This window comes from Azoarcus sp. TTM-91 (assembly GCF_012911025.1).
Lineage (GTDB): Bacteria > Pseudomonadota > Gammaproteobacteria > Burkholderiales > Rhodocyclaceae > Azoarcus.
Map to the genome: position 1 here is coordinate 80,641 of NZ_WUEI01000004.1, position 15,787 is coordinate 96,427.

Genomic DNA, 15,787 nt, shown 5'->3' on the forward strand with positions numbered 1-15,787 from the left:
GCGGCCTGGCACCGCGGCGCCGGCGTCGCTCAGGGGGCGCGGTAGCTGTCCTGCGTCATCAGGTCGATGCCGCAGGGGAGGTTCTCGATCCAGGACAGGAAGCGGCCGACCATCTCCTTGCCTTCGAAGCGCGCGCCATGCTGCGGCACGATCATCTCCACATCCAGCGTGCGCACCATGTTCACCCAGTAGCGGCAGATCTTGTTCGACACCATGTAGCGGCGGTGGAAGCCCATCATCGACGGGATATGGGCGTCGAAGTCCTTCACCGGCTCGCCGGCCAGCACATGGTCGATCAGGGAAGCGCCCATGTCGCCAGAGAACAGGATCTTGGCCACCGGATCGTAGAACTGGAAGTTGCCTTCCGAGTGCATGAAGTGCGCCGGCAGAGCCTTGAGCTTGCTGCCGCCCAGCGGAACCAGCATGCCTTCGTCCGGGATGCCGATGATGCGATCGGAGTAATCGCGGCCGGTGGTGAAATGCGGCAAGAAGCGGGTCCACAGCTTGGAGATGAGCACGCGGCAGCGGGTGGTCACCATCCATTTGTTCAGCGACGCGATGATGTCCGGATCCGGGTGCGACGCCAGGATGTAGTCCAGGTCGCGCGAGGGGAAATAGCGCTGCATGCCCATCAGCAGCCCGTTGTAAGTCATGTTGCCGCCAGGGTCCACCAGTGCACCGTGGCCGCCATCCACGATCAGGAACTGGTTGCACTGCACCGCATGCTCTGCCTCTTCGTCCACCAGATCGTAGAAGGCAAGGCAAATATGGGTGCCGTCGTTGTAGAGCTCGACTGCCATTTTTTCTCTCTCTGCGGAAGGCCGGATGGGGAGGCGGGCTACTCTACAGCAGTCGCAACGCCCCGTAGCGGGACATCAGCGCGGGCTTTGATGTCGATCAAAACCAGACGCCTTTTTCCATGCGAGCCGCTTAAGAAAACGTTCAGGCGAAAAAAAGGCGGCCCCGGGGGCCGCCTTGAAGCTGCTGTCCGCACAAGTGCGAAACGGTGACCGGGATACCCGCCGGCCCGGGCGTGCTTCCATCCAACGCCACGACCGCTGGGCGGCCATGGCAGAGCAAGACGAAGCTCACTCGGTAAAAGGCAGAGGCTGCATGCCAAAGCCCTCGTCCAAGTCCTTGATTTGTCGCAGCAGCACATCCAGCTCCCGTTGAAGGCGCAACAGCGCTTCTTCATCGAGCAGGCGCAGCGCTTCAGGAAGTACGCCCCGGGCGGGTGAAGGCGCCCGGCCCAGGAGAGCCTCGCCCTCGCCAGTGAGGTAGAGCCGGACGACCCGCTGGTCCGCGCTGGTGCGTTCCTTGCGAAGAAGCTTGGACGTTTCCAGACGGTCCACCATGTTGGAGGCGGTGGACTGATGCAACGCCATGCGGTTGGCCAGCTCGCCCACCCGCAGGCCAGGCACCTCGGCAAGTTCCTGCAGCGCCCAGAGTTGTGCCCCGGTTACGCCGCTTTGCCGCTCTATCCACTGGGAATGGCGCTGTGCCGTCCGGATCAGGACTCTGAAGCGCTGCAGAACCGATAGCGGTGTGATCTGCGCCCCTTTCTCCCCGGACTTCTTCAAGGCGGTGTTCGACTGCGACATGAAAATTGGCTCCGACTATATTTGCTCAAACCATCATTGTCAAAAAATTTACCATCCCGTCCGGGGTGGCGTATTGTGTCGATCCTGCGCGCTGAACCGGAATCAGGGCAGCGACATGGCAGGTAAACGCAGCACCCTGCAAAAAGGTTTAGCGAAAATGTAATACCCGGCGAAAGTATTTTCCCGCCCCGATTCCAGAAGAACAATCTCCGCCCCGACCTTAGATGCCGCCCACCGAGCCCCAGCCGGATAACGAGCCGTATTCCCGCCGAACCCTGAATCAACTCGCCCGCGGCAGCCGGCGCTACGCCCTGCCCTGGTTATCCATAGGCCGCTGGCACAAGCGCCTGCTGCTGGTCGGCGCAGCGCTGCTCGCCGGCCTCATCGCCATCCTCTTCGCCATCGGCGCCGAACTGGCAATCGCCTTCCACCACCGGGTGACGAACTGGGCGCCCTGGCTGACGCTGGTCGTCGCCCCCGCCGGCTTCGCGTTGATGGCCTGGCTCTCGCAGCGTTTCTTCCCCGGCACCGAGGGCAGTGGCATTCCGCAGGCGATCGCGGCCTCGCTGTCGGACGACGGCCGCATCCGGCGCCAACTGCTGTCCTTCCGCATTGCCATCGCCAAGGTGCTGCTGACACTGGGCGGACTGCTGTCGGGCGCCTCTGTCGGCCGGGAAGGTCCGTCGGTGCAGGTTGGCGCCTCGATGATGCACATGCTGGCTGGGCGCCGGCGGCACCGCATCGCCTCCAGCCACGATCTCATCGTCGCCGGCAGCGGCGCCGGCATCGCGGCGGCCTTCAACACGCCGCTGGGCGGCATCATGTTCGCCATCGAGGAGATGTGTCGCCACCGCTCCTTCCGCGCCAACAGCACCACGCTGACCGCGGTGATCTTCGCCGGTCTGATGTCGCTGGCGCTGCTGGGCAACTACACCTATTTCGGCCGCACGCCGTCTGCCATCCAGTGGCACGAGAGCATCTGGCCGATCCTGATGTGCGGTGCGGTCGGCGGCCTGCTGGGCGGCGGCTTCTCCCGCCTGCTGATCGCCTCCGCGCGCGGTCTCCCGGGGCAGATCGGCAAGTTTTCCACCGACCGGCCAGTAGCCTTTGCCGCCGCCTGCGGCCTGGGCACCGCGCTAATCGGCCTGGCCACCGGCGGCCTCACTTACGGTACTGGCTACGAGGAATCCAAGGCGGCGCTGGAAGGCACCTCCGCCCTGCCGGTGTATTTCCTGCTCGCCAAGATGGCGGTGATCTGGCTGGCCTTCGTTTCCCGCATTCCCGGCGGTATCTTCGCCCCGGCGCTGGCGGTGGGCGCCGGCCTGGGTACGGACATCGCCATGATGCTCCCCGGCGAGCAAGGCTCGGCCATGCTGGTACTGGGCATGGTGGCCTTCCTCGCCGGCATGACGCAGACGCCCATCACCTCTTTCGTCATCGTCATGGAAATGACCGCCAATCACCAGATGTTGCTGCCGCTGATGGCAACGGCGGTGGTGGCGCATGGTTTCTCCAAGTCGATATCGCCGGTGCCCCTGTATCACGCGCTGGCCCACCTTTCTTCCCGCCGGGCGGAACGCCGCACCGTACCGCCACAGGACGAGACGGCGGCAGGGCAGCGATGAGAAAAAGGGCATGTCCCTCGCAGGACATGCCCCTACGCCTCGTCCGGCCGGCAGCACCGGCCCGGCGATTTGCCGTACTCAGCTGGCGCTGCTCATCGCCAGCATCAGTTGGTTGATCCGCTTCACGAAAGTCGCCGGATCGTCCAGCGTGCCGCCCTCGGCCAACAGGGCCTGGTCGAACAGCACCTGCGCCCAGTCGTCGAAGCTCTTGTCCTCGTACTTCAGGCGCAGCACCGCCGGATGGTTCGGGTTGATCTCCAGGATGGGCTTGGAGACGGGCGCCGACTGGCCGGCCGCCTTCAGGATGCGCGCGAGGTTCATGCCCATGTCGTGCTCGTCGGCGACCAGGCAGGCAGGCGAGTCGGTGAGCCGCAGCGTCACCTTCACATCCTTCACCCGCTCGCCCAGGCTGGCCTTCATCTTCTCCAGCAACTCCTTGTAGTCGTCGGCCGCCTTCTCGGCTTCCTTCTTCTCCGCCTCGTCTTCCAGCGCGCCCAGATCCAGGCCGCCCTTGGCAACGGAGACCAGCGGCTTGCCGTCGAACTCCGGCAGGTTGCCGATCACCCACTCGTCAACGCGGTCGGACAGCAGCAGCACCTCGATGCCCTTCTTGCGGAAGATCTCCAGGTGGGGGCTGTTCTTGGCAGCGTTGAAGGTCTCGGCGGTGACGTAGTAGATCTTGTCCTGGCCTTCCTTCATCCGCGAGATGTAGTCGGCCAGCGAGACGGTTTCTTCTGGCGTGTCGGCCTTGGTAGAGGCGAAACGCAGCAGGCCGGCGACCTTGTCCTTGTTGGCGAAGTCCTCGCCCACGCCTTCCTTCAGCACCTTGCCGAATTCCTTCCAGAAGGTGGCGTACTTCTCCTTGTCACCGGCTTCATCGCTGGTCGCCAGGTCTTCGAGCAGGCCGAGAATCTTCTTCGTGCAGCCGGCGCGAATGGTGTCGATGTCTTTGGACTCCTGCAGGATCTCGCGCGAGACATTGAGCGGCAGGTCGGCGGAATCCACCACGCCACGCACGAAGCGCAAATAGGCCGGCAGCAGCTTTTCGGCGTCGTCCATGATGAAGACGCGCTTCACATAGAGCTTCACGCCATGCTTGGCATTGCGGTCCCACATGTCGAAGGGCGCGTGGGCCGGTACGTAGAGCAGCTGGGTGTATTCATGGCGGCCCTCGACGCGCGAGTGAGTCCAGGCCAGCGGCTCGTCGTAGTCATGGCCGACGTGCTTGTAGAAGGCCTTGTACTCATCGTCGCTGATGTCGTTCCTGGAGCGCGTCCACAGCGCGTTGGCCTGGTTGATGGTCTCGTACTCGTCGCGCAGTACCTGTTCCTTCTTTTCCTCGTCCCACTCTTCCTTGCGCATCACGATGGGCTGGACGATGTGGTCGGAGTACTTGCGGATCAGGCTCTTCAGTTTCCAGCCGGAGAGCAGGTCCTCCTGGCCTTCGCGCAGATGCAGGGTGATTTCGGTGCCACGGGAGGTCTTCTCCACCGCTTCGATGGTGTACTCGCCGGCGCTTTCGCCGGTCATCGCGCACTCCCACTTCACCCCTTCGGAAGCATCCAGGCCAGCGCGGCGGCTGAGCACGGTGACCTTGTCGGCGACGATGAAGGCGGAATAGAAGCCGACGCCGAACTGGCCGATCAGGTGGGCGTCCTTCTTCTGGTCGCCGGTGAGCTTGCCGAAGAACTCCTTGGTGCCCGACTTCGCGATGGTGCCCAGGTGGGCAACCGCTTCATCCCAGCTCATGCCGATGCCGTTATCGGCGATGGTGATGGTACGGGCGGCGCTGTCGAAGTCGATGCGGATCTTCAGCTCGGAATCCGCTTCATACAACGCCGGCACGTCCAGCGCCTCGAAGCGCAGCTTGTCGCAGGCATCGGAGGCGTTCGAGACGAGTTCGCGCAGGAAGATCTCGCGGTTCGAATACAGGGAGTGGATCATCAGGTGAAGCAGTTGCTTCACTTCGGCCTGGAAGTTGAGGGTCTGGGCAGACGCCGCTTTGGCTTCGGACATGGAACAACTCCGTACAGGTTTCCCGGGGCCGGCGGGCCCCGCGTGTCATTTGGATAAAGGGAAACGGTAAATCGCGCCCGCAGAGATGGGGCCACCGGAGCGCATTTCAAGCCTCCGGAAGCAAATGCGGGCCGAAATCACTCGTACTGGATGGCGGCGACTTCCAGCTCCCGCATGCCAGCGGGGCTCATGAAGCGGACGACGTCGCCCTCGCGGGCCTTGAGCAGCGCCCGCGCCAGCGGCGAGATCCAGCTGATGCGACCGGCGGAGGCATCCGCCTCGTCCACGCCGACGATCTGCCAGCGCTGCTCGTTGCCGCCGTCCAGGTCGGTGATGGTCACCGTCGCGCCGAAGAACACCTGGTCTATGCCCTGCTGCCGCTCGGGGTCTACCACATCGGCGCTCTCGATGCGCTTGATGAGGAAGCGGATGCGGCGGTCGATCTCGCGCAGCCGCTTCTTGCCATAGATGTAGTCGCCATTCTCAGAGCGGTCGCCGTTCGAGGCCGCCCAGGCCACCGTCTCGACCATCTTGGGGCGCTCCACCCGCACCAGGTGGTCGAGTTCTTCGCGCAGCACGTTGTAGCCACGCCGAGTCATGTAGTTCTTGCTACCGGGCGGCAGCCGCAGGGTGGGGGACAGTTCTTCGTCATCGTCCCCACCCTCGTTTTCCTTGACGAATGCCTTGTTCACGATGGGTGTTCCGCTTGCAGGTGAATCCCGCCGATGGTACGGCAAGCGCCACCGGCGGGCCAAGCCGCGGCGGAGCGCGGCCTCAGTGATAGATCGCGGGCTGGGTCAGCAACGCATCGTAGTGATCGATGAACTCGCCGAAGTCGTCCGCCTCCTCCGAGTTGGCCAACAGGCTCAGTTCCTCGCGGAAACGGTGCGCCGCCTCGGCCCGGATGAGGGTGCCACGGCCGCTGCGCTTGTCTATGACCTCGACCGCATCCTGCGCAGGGTAATCCACCACATACAGCACGGGGTTGTTGCAGACGACGTTCATGGTTTTCGCTCCCGTCACGACAGTCCCGGTCAAAGCGCCGGGAAAACTGCGTCGACGCCTCCCACATGGGCGCACCGACACCGCCTTTCAAGCCCCCGCGCCAAAGTTGTCATTCCGCGGGGCCCCGCATACCATTCGCCAAAGACCCTTCCACCATAGGCGCTATCCTCCCGGGGTACGCTATATCCAGGCCTTCTTCCATGACCGATGACGCGTTCGACGAGGTGACCAGCCTGCAGGCCCGTCTCGAAGCCCTGCGCGGCGAACACCGCGATCTCGATGAAGCCATCGCCCGGCTGGCCGACTCACCCTCCGACGACGAACTGCTGTTGCGCCGGCTCAAGAAACGCAAGCTCGCGATCAAGGACCGCATCACCGTCGTCGAACGCATGCTGCAACCGGACGATCTCGCCTGAGCAATCGCCGGTCCTGCCGCCAGAGGCGCCACGCCGGCTATCCTTCTCCCTTTGGCCGCCGACCCCAGGCGCCGCCCCGGAGTTCCCGATGACCCAACCCGGCAGTTTCGGCCGGGAGACGCTGGCCCTGCACGCAGGCCAGTCTCCCGACCCTGCGCACGGCTCGCGCGCAACGCCCATCCACTTCACCACCAGCTACGTTTTTCCGGACGCGGAGCACGCCGCCGCCCTGTTCAACCAGGAGCGCCCCGGCCATGTCTACTCGCGCATTTCCAACCCCACCACCGCGGTGCTGGAAGAACGGGTGGCGGCGCTGGAGGGCGGCGTCGGCGGCCTGGCCACCGCCAGCGGACAGGCCGCGCTGCACCTCGCGATCGCCACGCTGACCGGTGCCGGTGGCCATGTCGTGGCCTCCCGCGCCCTCTACGGCGGCTCCCACAACCTGCTGGGCTACACCCTGCCCCGCTTCGGCATCCAGACGACCTTCGTCGATACCGCCGACATCGATGCCTGGCGTGCGGCCATACGTCCGGAAACTGCGCTGCTGTTCGGCGAATCGGTGGGTAATCCCGGCCTGGATGTACTCGACATCCCGGCCGTCGCAGCCCTCGCTCACGAGAACAAGCTGCCGCTGCTGGTCGACGCGACGCTGGTCAGCCCGGCATTGCAGCAGCCGCTGGCGCTGGGGGCCGATCTGGTCATGCATTCGGCCACCAAGTACCTCGGCGGCCATGGCGTCGCCGTCGGCGGCGTGCTGGTGGATGGCGGCCGCTTCGACTGGGAGGCCTCAGGGCGCTTTCCCACCCTCACCGAACCCTACGACGGCTTCCACGGCATGGACTTCGCCGAGGAATCGCCGGTGGCAGCCTTCCTGCTGCGCGCCCGGCGCGAAGGCCTGCGTGACTTCGGCGCCTGCCTGTCGCCGATGAACGCCTTCCAGATCCTGCAGGGCCTGGAGACGCTGCCGCTGCGCATGCGCGCCCATGTCGCCAACACCAGGGCCGTTGCCACTCACTTGGCCGCGCATCCGCTGGTGGAACGCGTCGCCTATCCGGAGCTGGAGAGCCACCGCGACCACGCCCTTGCCGCCCGGCTACTGCCGGATGGCTGCGGCGGCGTTCTCTCCTTCGAGCTGCGCGGGGGCCGCGAGGCAGGCAGGGTTTTCATCGGCGCGCTGCGGCTGTTCTCCCACCTGGCGAACGTGGGCGACGCAAAGTCGCTTGTCATCCATCCTGCCAGCACCACGCATTTCCGCATGTCCGCGGCCGACCTCGCCGCCGCCGGCATCGGCGAAGGCACCATCCGGTTGTCGGTGGGGCTGGAGTCGGCGGGCGACCTGCTCGCCGATCTGGAACGTGGCCTGTACGCCGTCGGCAAGCTTCTGAAGGGCTGAGGCCATGGACATCCAGCTGCAAGGAGACACCGTCCGCCTCTACCACGGCGGCCGTCCCTTCAATAAAGACTTGCCCGCAATCCTGCTGCTGCACGGTGCCGGCCATGATCACAGCGTCTGGACCTTCCAGGCCCGCCATCTCGCCCAACGCGGCTTCACCGTCATCGCCCCCGACCTCCCCGCCCACGGGCGCTCCGGTGGCGCGCAACTGGCTTCGATAGAGGCCCTGGCCAACTGGACATTGGCGCTGGCGGACGCACTGGGACTAGCGCGCATCCGCCTCGCCGGCCACAGCATGGGCTCCCTGATCGCGCTGGCCGCCGCCGCAGCGGCGCCACGGCGCATCGCCGCCCTCGCCTTGCTCGGCAGCGTCGCCCCCATGCCGGTCGCGCCTGCACTGCTAGAGGCCGCAAAGGAAGACCGAGCTCGCGCCCACGACATGATCAACCAGTGGTCCTATACCCCCCGCGGTCAGTTGGGCGCCTCACCGACACCCGGCAGCTGGCTGACCGGCGCCAACCGCAGCCTGATGGAACGCCAGGCGCCAGGGGTACTGGCCACCGACCTGGCCGCCTGCAACGCCTGGCAAGACGGCCTGGCCACTGCCGGCGGGGTCGTCTGCCCCACCCTGCTAATCTGCGGCGAACGCGACCAGATGACCCCGCCGCGTGCGGTAAAACCCTTACGCGATGCGCTGGTCAACGCCCAAGGTGGTGCGCGTATGATGGAGATTCCGGGAGCCGGCCATGCACTGATGGCGGAGACCCCGGATGCGATAAGCGATGCGCTGCGGGGGTTCTTCACCGACACCTAGAACAAGATCACCGACCAGGCTTTCCGGCGCGCCTTCTCGCGCCGAGCTGCGCTTGCATTCCCCTGGTCCGCCCCCGTTCTGCTGCCTGACGACAACCCTGACAGGAGAGAGACATGTCGCAGCCGAACGATAGCCAGCTCCAACCCCAGGCCGAGGGCCTGCCCTTCCCGACCATCTGCGACGTTCCCGCCACGTCTCCGCTGCGCTGGCTGGCACGCGGTTTCGCCGACTTGCGGGCCTGCCCCATCCCCAGCCTGTTCTATGGCTTCTGTTTCGCCGGCATGGGGCTGCTGATCACCATGGTGTTCGAGCACGCCTATGAGTACACCTCGGCGCTGACGTCCGGCTTTCTGCTGCTCGGTCCCTTCCTGGCGATGGGGCTTTACGAACTCAGCCGCCGCCGCGGGCTGGGCGAGCCTTGCGCCCTGCTGCCGACATTGACGGTATGGAAGCGCAATGCCGGCAACCTCGGCATCTTCGCTGTCGTGCTGGGCGTGATCTTCCTCGTCTGGGCGCGTGCTTCGCTGATCGTGTTCGCGCTCTTCTATACCAGCGAGCTGCCTAACCTGACCGGTTTCCTGGAGCAGATACTGGCGATGGAGAACCTGGAGTTCCTGCTGGTGTATTTCGGCGTAGGCCTGCTGTTCGCCACCATCGTGTTCGCCGTCAGCGTGGTCTCCATTCCGCTGATGCTGGACCGCAACCAGGACGCCATCACCGCCATGCTCGCCAGCATCGGCGCACTTGCCCGCAATCCTGGCGCAATGCTGGTGTGGGCGGCCTTCATCGTCGGCCTGACGGTGCTCGGCTTCCTCACCTTCCACCTCGGCCTAGTGGTGCTGATGCCCTGGATCGGCCATGCGACCTGGCATGCCTACCGCGACATCGTGGAGCCGGAGGCGGCTGCCCACTGAGCGGCCACCGGAGCAGATCAATCATCCAGGGTCAGCAGCAGGGGCTGGTGATCCGATGCCGCCGTCGCCTCGACGATTTCCACTCCGCTCAGGCGGCTCGCCATGTCGACGGTGAGGAAGGCGAAATCGCAGCAGTAGGCCCGCTTGGGCCACTCCGCACCATGCAGGCCGACGCTGGGCGCGTGCGGGCGGCTGCCGTGAAAAACGGACCAGGCGTCCTGCCACAGCCTTGCGCCCGTTTCGTCCGGCGCCACCATGGCGGCGTGGTCATCCGACCCCGGCTCGCAATTGAAATCGCCGCATACCAAAGCGGACGCCGGCCGCGGACGGGCTGCAAATGCCGGGTTGCCCTCCTTCGTCGGCGCCGGATTGCGGGCAATCTCACATGCTTCGGCCTGCACTCCCCGTAGCGCAGCCACCTGCGCGCTGCGCTGGCGGGCGGAGTAGTACTCCAGGTGCGTCGTCATGATCCGGACGGCACCCCATGGCAGCGTCACCACCGCCTCGATGCATGCCCGCTGCATGCTGGGCAAGGCGATCTCGGCTGGCGCCGGCAGCAGCCGATGGAAGACCTGGCCCACCGGCAGCCGCGACAGCAGCAGGTTGCCGAAGCGTGCTCGGCCACCGTCCTCGCCGGGCACATCCACCGCTGGCCCCCAGATCGCCAGGTGATCGGGAAAAGCCTCGCACAACAACGCCACCTCGTCCTCGGCAGCACCGCCTGGCAGCCCCGGAAAACACTGGGCGACCTCCTGCAGGCAGATTAGCTCCGGCGTACCCATCTCACGCAGCGCATCGATGGTGCGCGCCGGCCGCACTTCGCCGTCCGCGCCACGACACCACTGGATGTTCCAGCTTACGATTCTCGTCATCTTCCTTGCCTGGTTGCCAACCCCGCCTGCATGCATACCTCCGCGTCCGCGGGAGGCCTCATAATCGGCCAACGTCACGCTACCTCTTCCATCATGAAGCATAGTCATCATCACGCCGGCCACGGCGAACATCGCGGGCACCAGCATGCGCACGATCACCAGGCCCATGCAGGTCATGCCCATCATCACCATGACCACGCCGCCAGCCGCTGGCTGCCCCTGGCCCTCACGCTCACCCTGAGCTTCGCGGTGGTGGAAGCGGTCGCCGGCTGGTGGTCCGGCTCGCTCGCGCTGCTGGGGGACGCCGGCCACATGGTGACGGATTCGATGGCGCTCGGCCTCGCCGCCATCGCCGCACGCCTGGCGACGCGCCCGGCCAGCGCACAGCATTCCTTCGGCCTGCAGCGGGTGGAAAGCCTGGCCGCCCTGGCCAACAGCGTGTTCATGCTGCTGCTCGTCGCAGCGCTGGCGTGGCAGGCGGTGCTGCGCCTGCTCACCCCGCGCGAAATCGCCGGCGAGGCGGTCACCTTGGTAGCCCTGGCGGGACTGGGCATCAATCTGCTGGTGGCCTGGCTGCTCACCCGCGGCGAGGGCGACCTCAACACCCGTGGCGCGTTGATCCACGTGATGGGCGACCTCCTCGGGTCAGTGGCCGCCCTCGGTTCCGGGCTAGTGATCCAGCTCACCGGCTGGACGCCTATCGACCCGCTGCTGACCATGCTGATCAGCGGCCTCATCCTCGCTTCCACCATCAACCTGATGCGGCGCGCGGTACATACCCTGCTGGAGGGCGTACCGGAGGGCATCTCGCTGCAGGAAGTTGGCACCGCCATGGCAGGCGTCAAAGGCGTGGCCTCGGTGCACGACCTCCATATCTGGAGCCTGGACTCCAGGCGCTCGGCGCTATCGGCGCATGTCGTCGTGGCCGACTGGCAGCGCTGGCTGCAGATCCTGCCGGCGATGCAGCAATTGCTGGCTAGGCGCTTCGGCATCGAACACGTCACCTTGCAACCTGAACTCCCGCCCGCAGAGCCGCTGATCTTCACGCCGCTCGGTTCACGGCAGGATGGCGATCACGGATAATCCGGGGCGCTCCCCTAAGGACCGCAACCATGCACTCGGCTCAGGAACTGGTCAGCCACGTAGAAGCACTGGCATCGCTGCCCACGGTTTATCAACGCATCCGCGAGCAGTTGGACTCCCCCGATGGCTCGGTCATCGAAGTCGCCCGCCTGGTCAGTGCCGACCCGGCGTTGACGGTACGTCTGCTCCGGCTGGTAAACAGCGCACTCTACGGCTACGGCGGCCAGGTGGATACCGTCAACCGTGCGGTTCAGATCCTGGGCCTGCAACAAGTCCATGACCTCGTCCTCGCCATGTCGGTGAGCGCGGTTTTTTCCGGCATCCAGCCGGAACGCATGGAAATGGGGCGCTTCTGGCGCGGCAGCGTGATGTGCGCCCTGGCCGCCCGTACCATCGCCCAGGGCTGCGGCCTGCCATCGGCAGAGCGCCTCTTCGTCATCGGCCTGCTGGCCGACCTCGGCCATCTGGTGATGTACCAGACGGTTCCAGCCCTGGCCGCCGAGGCGCAGAACAGTGCCGACCGCGGCGAAGAAGCGCTGCACATGGCTGAGCAACGCATCGTTGGCTGCGATTACGCCGAAGTGGGCGCCACCCTGATGGACCACTGGCGCCTGCCGCCCCTCTTCGCCGAAGTGGTCGGGGCGCAGATCGTGCCCCGACTGGGCGGCGACCACTCCTTCGATGCCGCCATCCTTCATGTCGCCAGCGCCCTGGTGCAGGCCGACCGCCGGGGCGAGGCCAGCAGCGCAGCCGCAGAACGCATCGCGCCCTCGGTCTGGTCTCAACTCAATATGTCCCCCGAAAGCCTCAGCCGCATTCGCGAGGAAGCGGAACTCAACCTCGCCGCCTACGTCTCCCTCTTCTTCCCCAGCCTGAAGATACGTTGAGCACCTGGACCGGGTTTCCACCGGCCCTCTTGGTGCCGGGCATCCCTGCGTCCTTGGCTTCGGCCAGGACACACCAAAAACCATACTAGATGTAGTACTTAACAAATAATTGAAATACAAGAATAATTTATAATTCTTTGATTTTAATTAACTTTTTATCTTTGCACGTTTTGCCTGTGCGCGCTATCCTTCAAAGGATCATTCCCACCAAGAGGCCGCACTAAACATGAGCAAGACAGCCGCTGGCCAGACCCTTCGCGACGCCACCACCCTGGTAGCACAAGAGATTTCCGGCGAAGTCCTGGTCGAGAAGTACGCCAAGGGCGAAGAACGCAGCATCCTTGAAGTTCGTCAGCGGGTTGCACGTGCCCTGGCCGCCATCGAACCAGAAGACAAGCGCGCACACTGGGAAGCCAAGTTCCTCGAAGCCCAGGAGAAGGGTTTCGTGCCTGCCGGGCGCATCAACAGCGCCGCTGGCACTACGCTGGCCGCCACGCTCATCAATTGCTTCGTGCAACCGGTGGGCGATTCGGTGACCGAGGCGGTGGATGGCCGCCCAGGCATCTACACCGCCCTCGCCCAGGCCGCCGAAACCATGCGGCGTGGCGGCGGCGTCGGCTACGACTTCTCCTCCATCCGCCCCAAGGGTGCGCTGGTGCGCGGCACACTGTCGAATGCCTCCGGCCCGGTTTCCTACATGCGTGTCTTCGACCGCTCCTGCGAAACGGTGGAGTCCGCCGGCGCCCGTCGTGGCGCACAGATGGGCGTCCTGCGCTGCGATCACCCGGACATCGAAGAATTCATCCACGCCAAGGACCAGGGCGATCTCAGCAACTTCAACATTTCGGTGGGCGTCACCGATCCCTTCATGCGGGCGGTGGAGAGCGACGCTGAGGTCGAGCTCGCCCATCGCGCAGAACCCACCGAGGAACTCAAGGCCGCAGGCGCGTACCAGCGCGAAGACGGCCTGTGGGTCTATCGCAAGGTCAAGGCGCGGGCGCTGTGGGACCAAGTCATGCGCTCCACCTACGACCATGCGGAGCCCGGCATCCTCTTCCTGGACCGCATGAACCAGGACAACAACCTCTACTACTGCGAAACCATAGAGGCCACCAACCCCTGCGCCGAACAGCCGCTTCCGCCCTATGGCTGCTGCTGCCTGGGGTCGATCAATCTCACCTTGTTCATCAAGCAGCCTTTCAGCGAGCAGGCGGAGTTCGATTACGCCGCCTTCGGCAAGGTTGTCGACGTATCCATCCGCATGCTGGACAACGTGCTCGAAGCCACCCACTGGCCGCTGGAACAGCAGCACCAGGAAGCCAACTCCAAGCGCCGCGTCGGTCTGGGCTTCACCGGCCTGGGCGATGCACTGATCATGCTGCAGAAGCGCTACGACACGCCTGCGGCCCAGGAGGAAGCGCGCAAGATCGCCGAGTACATGCGCAACCGGGCCTACCTGGCCTCGGTTGAGCTCGCCCGGGAGCGCGGCGCCTTCCCCCTGTTCAACGCCGATCTCTACCTCTCCGGGGGCAACTTTGCCTCCCGCCTGCCTGCGGACGTGAAGGAGAAGATCCGCAAGCACGGCATCCGCAATTCGCACCTGCTTTCCATCGCCCCTACCGGCACCATTTCCCTCGCCTTCGCGGACAACGCGTCGAACGGTATCGAGCCGCCCTTCTCCTATACCTACACCCGGCGCAAGCGGATGGCGGACGGCACTTTCAAGGAATATGCGGTCGAGGACTACGCCTGGCGGCTGTACAAGCATGCTGGTGGAGACGTGAATGCACTGCCGCCGTACTTCGTGACCGCGCTGGAGATCTCCGCCCAGGCGCACAAGGACATGGTCGCCGCCGTGGCCCCCTATGTGGACACTTCCATCTCCAAGACGGTGAATGTCCCCGAGGACTATCCCTACGCCGACTTCGAGGATCTCTACCTCACCGCCTGGAAGGCCGGCCTGAAGGGGTTGGCTACCTATAGGCCCAACTCGGTACTCGGCTCGGTGCTGTCGGTCTCGCCCAGCGCCGAACAGAAGCAGCCGCACGACGTCGAGTTGTCCGACGCCAACAAGCGCCTCTCCATCAAGAGCCTGCCAGCGCCCGTCCTCGCCTCGCTGCGCTGGCCTGGCCGGCCAGAACTGCCGGACGGCAACCTGGCCTGGACCTACATGCTGGGCACGCCTTCGGGCAACTTCGCCCTCTTCGTCGGCCAGTTCGGCGCCAACGGCGGCACCTTCCCGTTCGAAGTCTGGGTCAACGGCGCCGACCAGCCGCGCGGCCTGGGCGCGGTGGCCAAGACCCTGTCCATGGACATGCGCGCCAACGACAGGGGCTGGCTCAAGCTCAAGCTGGATACCCTGGCCCGCACCGTCGGCGAAAAATCCTTCGAGATGCCCTTCCCTCCCCATGGCGAGAAGAAGCTCTTCCCGGGTGTTGTCTCCGCCTTCGCCCAAGTGGTCAACTACCGCTGCGAGAGACTCGGCGCCTTCGACAAAGAAGGCAACAGCCCTGTGCTCGATACCCTCTTCAGCCAGGAAGAACCCAAGACCGGCACCGATGGCACCCTGTCGTGGACGGTGGACATCTACAACCCGGCCACCGGCGAGGATTTCGTCCTGGGTCTGAAGGAGATCACGCTGCCAGACGGTGTCACCCGGCCTTACTCGGTGTGGCTCTCCGGCAATTATCCCCGCGCCCTGGACGGTCTCACCCGTATCCTGTCGCTGGACATGCGGGTCATGGATCCGGCCTGGATAGGCATGAAGTTGCGCAAGCTGCTCAATTATCCGGAGCCCCTCGGCGATTTCATGGCCTTCGTCCCGGGCACCCGACGCCAGCAAAACTATCCCAGCACGGTGGCCTACATCGCCCAACTGATGATCCACCGCTATGCAATGCTGGGCGTACTGGACGAGAAGGGCTACCCGAGGCGCGAAATGGGCATCCTGGAGACGCCCCGTGACGAAAGCGAGCCCAAGCTGATGCAAGGAGCCCTATGCAATGAGTGCGGCAACCACACCGTGATCCGCAAGGACGGCTGCGATTTCTGCACCGCCTGCGGCGCTGTTGGAACCTGCGGGTAAAACCAAGCGCATCCTGAAACGAAAGAGCCCGCAGTTGCGGGCTCTTTCATGTTGTCACGGCAGGGGAAAAACAAGG

14 protein-coding genes are annotated in these 15,787 nt (G+C 65.0%); 8 read left to right on the forward strand and 6 right to left on the reverse strand.

The window, feature by feature from the left end; translation table 11 throughout:
- Nucleotides 1–29: 29 nt before the first annotated feature.
- The gene (locus GRF61_RS02395) at nucleotides 30–800 is read right to left on the reverse strand and encodes an MBL fold metallo-hydrolase (protein WP_169149134.1); all 771 of its coding nucleotides are present in this window, start codon (nucleotides 798–800) and stop codon (nucleotides 30–32) included.
- Nucleotides 801–1,088: 288 nt separating this feature from the next.
- Nucleotides 1,089–1,601 carry a MarR family winged helix-turn-helix transcriptional regulator gene (locus tag GRF61_RS02400; protein ID WP_169149135.1) on the reverse strand — a complete coding sequence of 171 codons (513 nt, stop codon included), beginning with the start codon at nucleotides 1,599–1,601 and terminating at the stop codon, nucleotides 1,089–1,091.
- Between the two features lie 224 nt (nucleotides 1,602–1,825).
- On the opposite strand from GRF61_RS02400, the gene GRF61_RS02405 reads away from it, so the two are divergent.
- On the forward strand, nucleotides 1,826–3,226 hold the full coding sequence (locus GRF61_RS02405; protein ID WP_169149136.1) for a chloride channel protein: 1,401 nt from the start codon (nucleotides 1,826–1,828) through the stop codon (nucleotides 3,224–3,226).
- Nucleotides 3,227–3,304: 78 nt separating this feature from the next.
- Here the strand turns inward: GRF61_RS02405 and htpG are convergent, their stop codons facing one another.
- From htpG to GRF61_RS02420, 3 genes are all read right to left on the reverse strand, one after another.
- Entirely contained in the window at nucleotides 3,305–5,242 is a 1,938-nt protein-coding gene (gene htpG / locus GRF61_RS02410) for a molecular chaperone HtpG (protein WP_169149137.1), read from the reverse strand.
- A gap of 137 nt (nucleotides 5,243–5,379) precedes the next feature.
- Nucleotides 5,380–5,934 carry a transcription elongation factor GreB gene (gene greB / locus GRF61_RS02415; protein ID WP_169149138.1) on the reverse strand — a complete coding sequence of 185 codons (555 nt, stop codon included), beginning with the start codon at nucleotides 5,932–5,934 and terminating at the stop codon, nucleotides 5,380–5,382.
- 82 nt (nucleotides 5,935–6,016) lie between these two features.
- On the reverse strand, nucleotides 6,017–6,247 hold the full coding sequence (locus GRF61_RS02420) for a DUF3567 family protein (protein WP_133587815.1): 231 nt from the start codon (nucleotides 6,245–6,247) through the stop codon (nucleotides 6,017–6,019).
- 200 nt (nucleotides 6,248–6,447) lie between these two features.
- Between GRF61_RS02420 and GRF61_RS02425 the strand changes: the two genes are divergently transcribed.
- The 4 genes from GRF61_RS02425 (at nucleotide 6,448) to GRF61_RS02440 (ending at nucleotide 9,784) form a co-directional block, all read left to right on the forward strand.
- Nucleotides 6,448–6,663: a DUF465 domain-containing protein gene (locus tag GRF61_RS02425; RefSeq protein ID WP_133587817.1), complete on the forward strand. Its 216-nt coding sequence runs from the start codon at nucleotides 6,448–6,450 to the stop codon at nucleotides 6,661–6,663.
- An 88-nt stretch (nucleotides 6,664–6,751) separates the two neighbouring features.
- Complete coding sequence (locus GRF61_RS02430; RefSeq protein WP_169149139.1) at nucleotides 6,752–8,056, forward strand: O-acetylhomoserine aminocarboxypropyltransferase; 1,305 nt, start codon at nucleotides 6,752–6,754, stop codon at nucleotides 8,054–8,056.
- 4 nt (nucleotides 8,057–8,060) lie between these two features.
- Nucleotides 8,061–8,870, forward strand: coding sequence for an alpha/beta hydrolase (locus GRF61_RS02435; RefSeq protein ID WP_169149140.1), 810 nt, complete (start codon nucleotides 8,061–8,063; stop codon nucleotides 8,868–8,870).
- Between the two features lie 113 nt (nucleotides 8,871–8,983).
- The gene (locus GRF61_RS02440) at nucleotides 8,984–9,784 is read left to right on the forward strand and encodes a DUF2189 domain-containing protein (RefSeq protein ID WP_169149141.1); all 801 of its coding nucleotides are present in this window, start codon (nucleotides 8,984–8,986) and stop codon (nucleotides 9,782–9,784) included.
- A 17-nt stretch (nucleotides 9,785–9,801) separates the two neighbouring features.
- Here the strand turns inward: GRF61_RS02440 and GRF61_RS02445 are convergent, their stop codons facing one another.
- Nucleotides 9,802–10,656 (reverse strand): endonuclease/exonuclease/phosphatase family protein, encoded by an 855-nt coding sequence (locus GRF61_RS02445; protein ID WP_169149142.1) that lies wholly within the window; start codon nucleotides 10,654–10,656, stop codon nucleotides 9,802–9,804.
- A gap of 93 nt (nucleotides 10,657–10,749) precedes the next feature.
- On the opposite strand from GRF61_RS02445, the gene GRF61_RS02450 reads away from it, so the two are divergent.
- The 3 genes from GRF61_RS02450 (at nucleotide 10,750) to GRF61_RS02460 (ending at nucleotide 15,711) form a co-directional block, all read left to right on the forward strand.
- The gene (locus GRF61_RS02450) at nucleotides 10,750–11,739 is read left to right on the forward strand and encodes a cation diffusion facilitator family transporter (protein ID WP_169149143.1); all 990 of its coding nucleotides are present in this window, start codon (nucleotides 10,750–10,752) and stop codon (nucleotides 11,737–11,739) included.
- 29 nt (nucleotides 11,740–11,768) lie between these two features.
- A complete protein-coding gene (locus GRF61_RS02455) occupies nucleotides 11,769–12,626 on the forward strand; it encodes an HDOD domain-containing protein (protein ID WP_169149144.1) in 858 nt (285 codons plus the stop codon).
- Between the two features lie 226 nt (nucleotides 12,627–12,852).
- Nucleotides 12,853–15,711 (forward strand): adenosylcobalamin-dependent ribonucleoside-diphosphate reductase, encoded by a 2,859-nt coding sequence (locus tag GRF61_RS02460; protein WP_169149145.1) that lies wholly within the window; start codon nucleotides 12,853–12,855, stop codon nucleotides 15,709–15,711.
- Nucleotides 15,712–15,787: the final 76 nt, after the last annotated feature.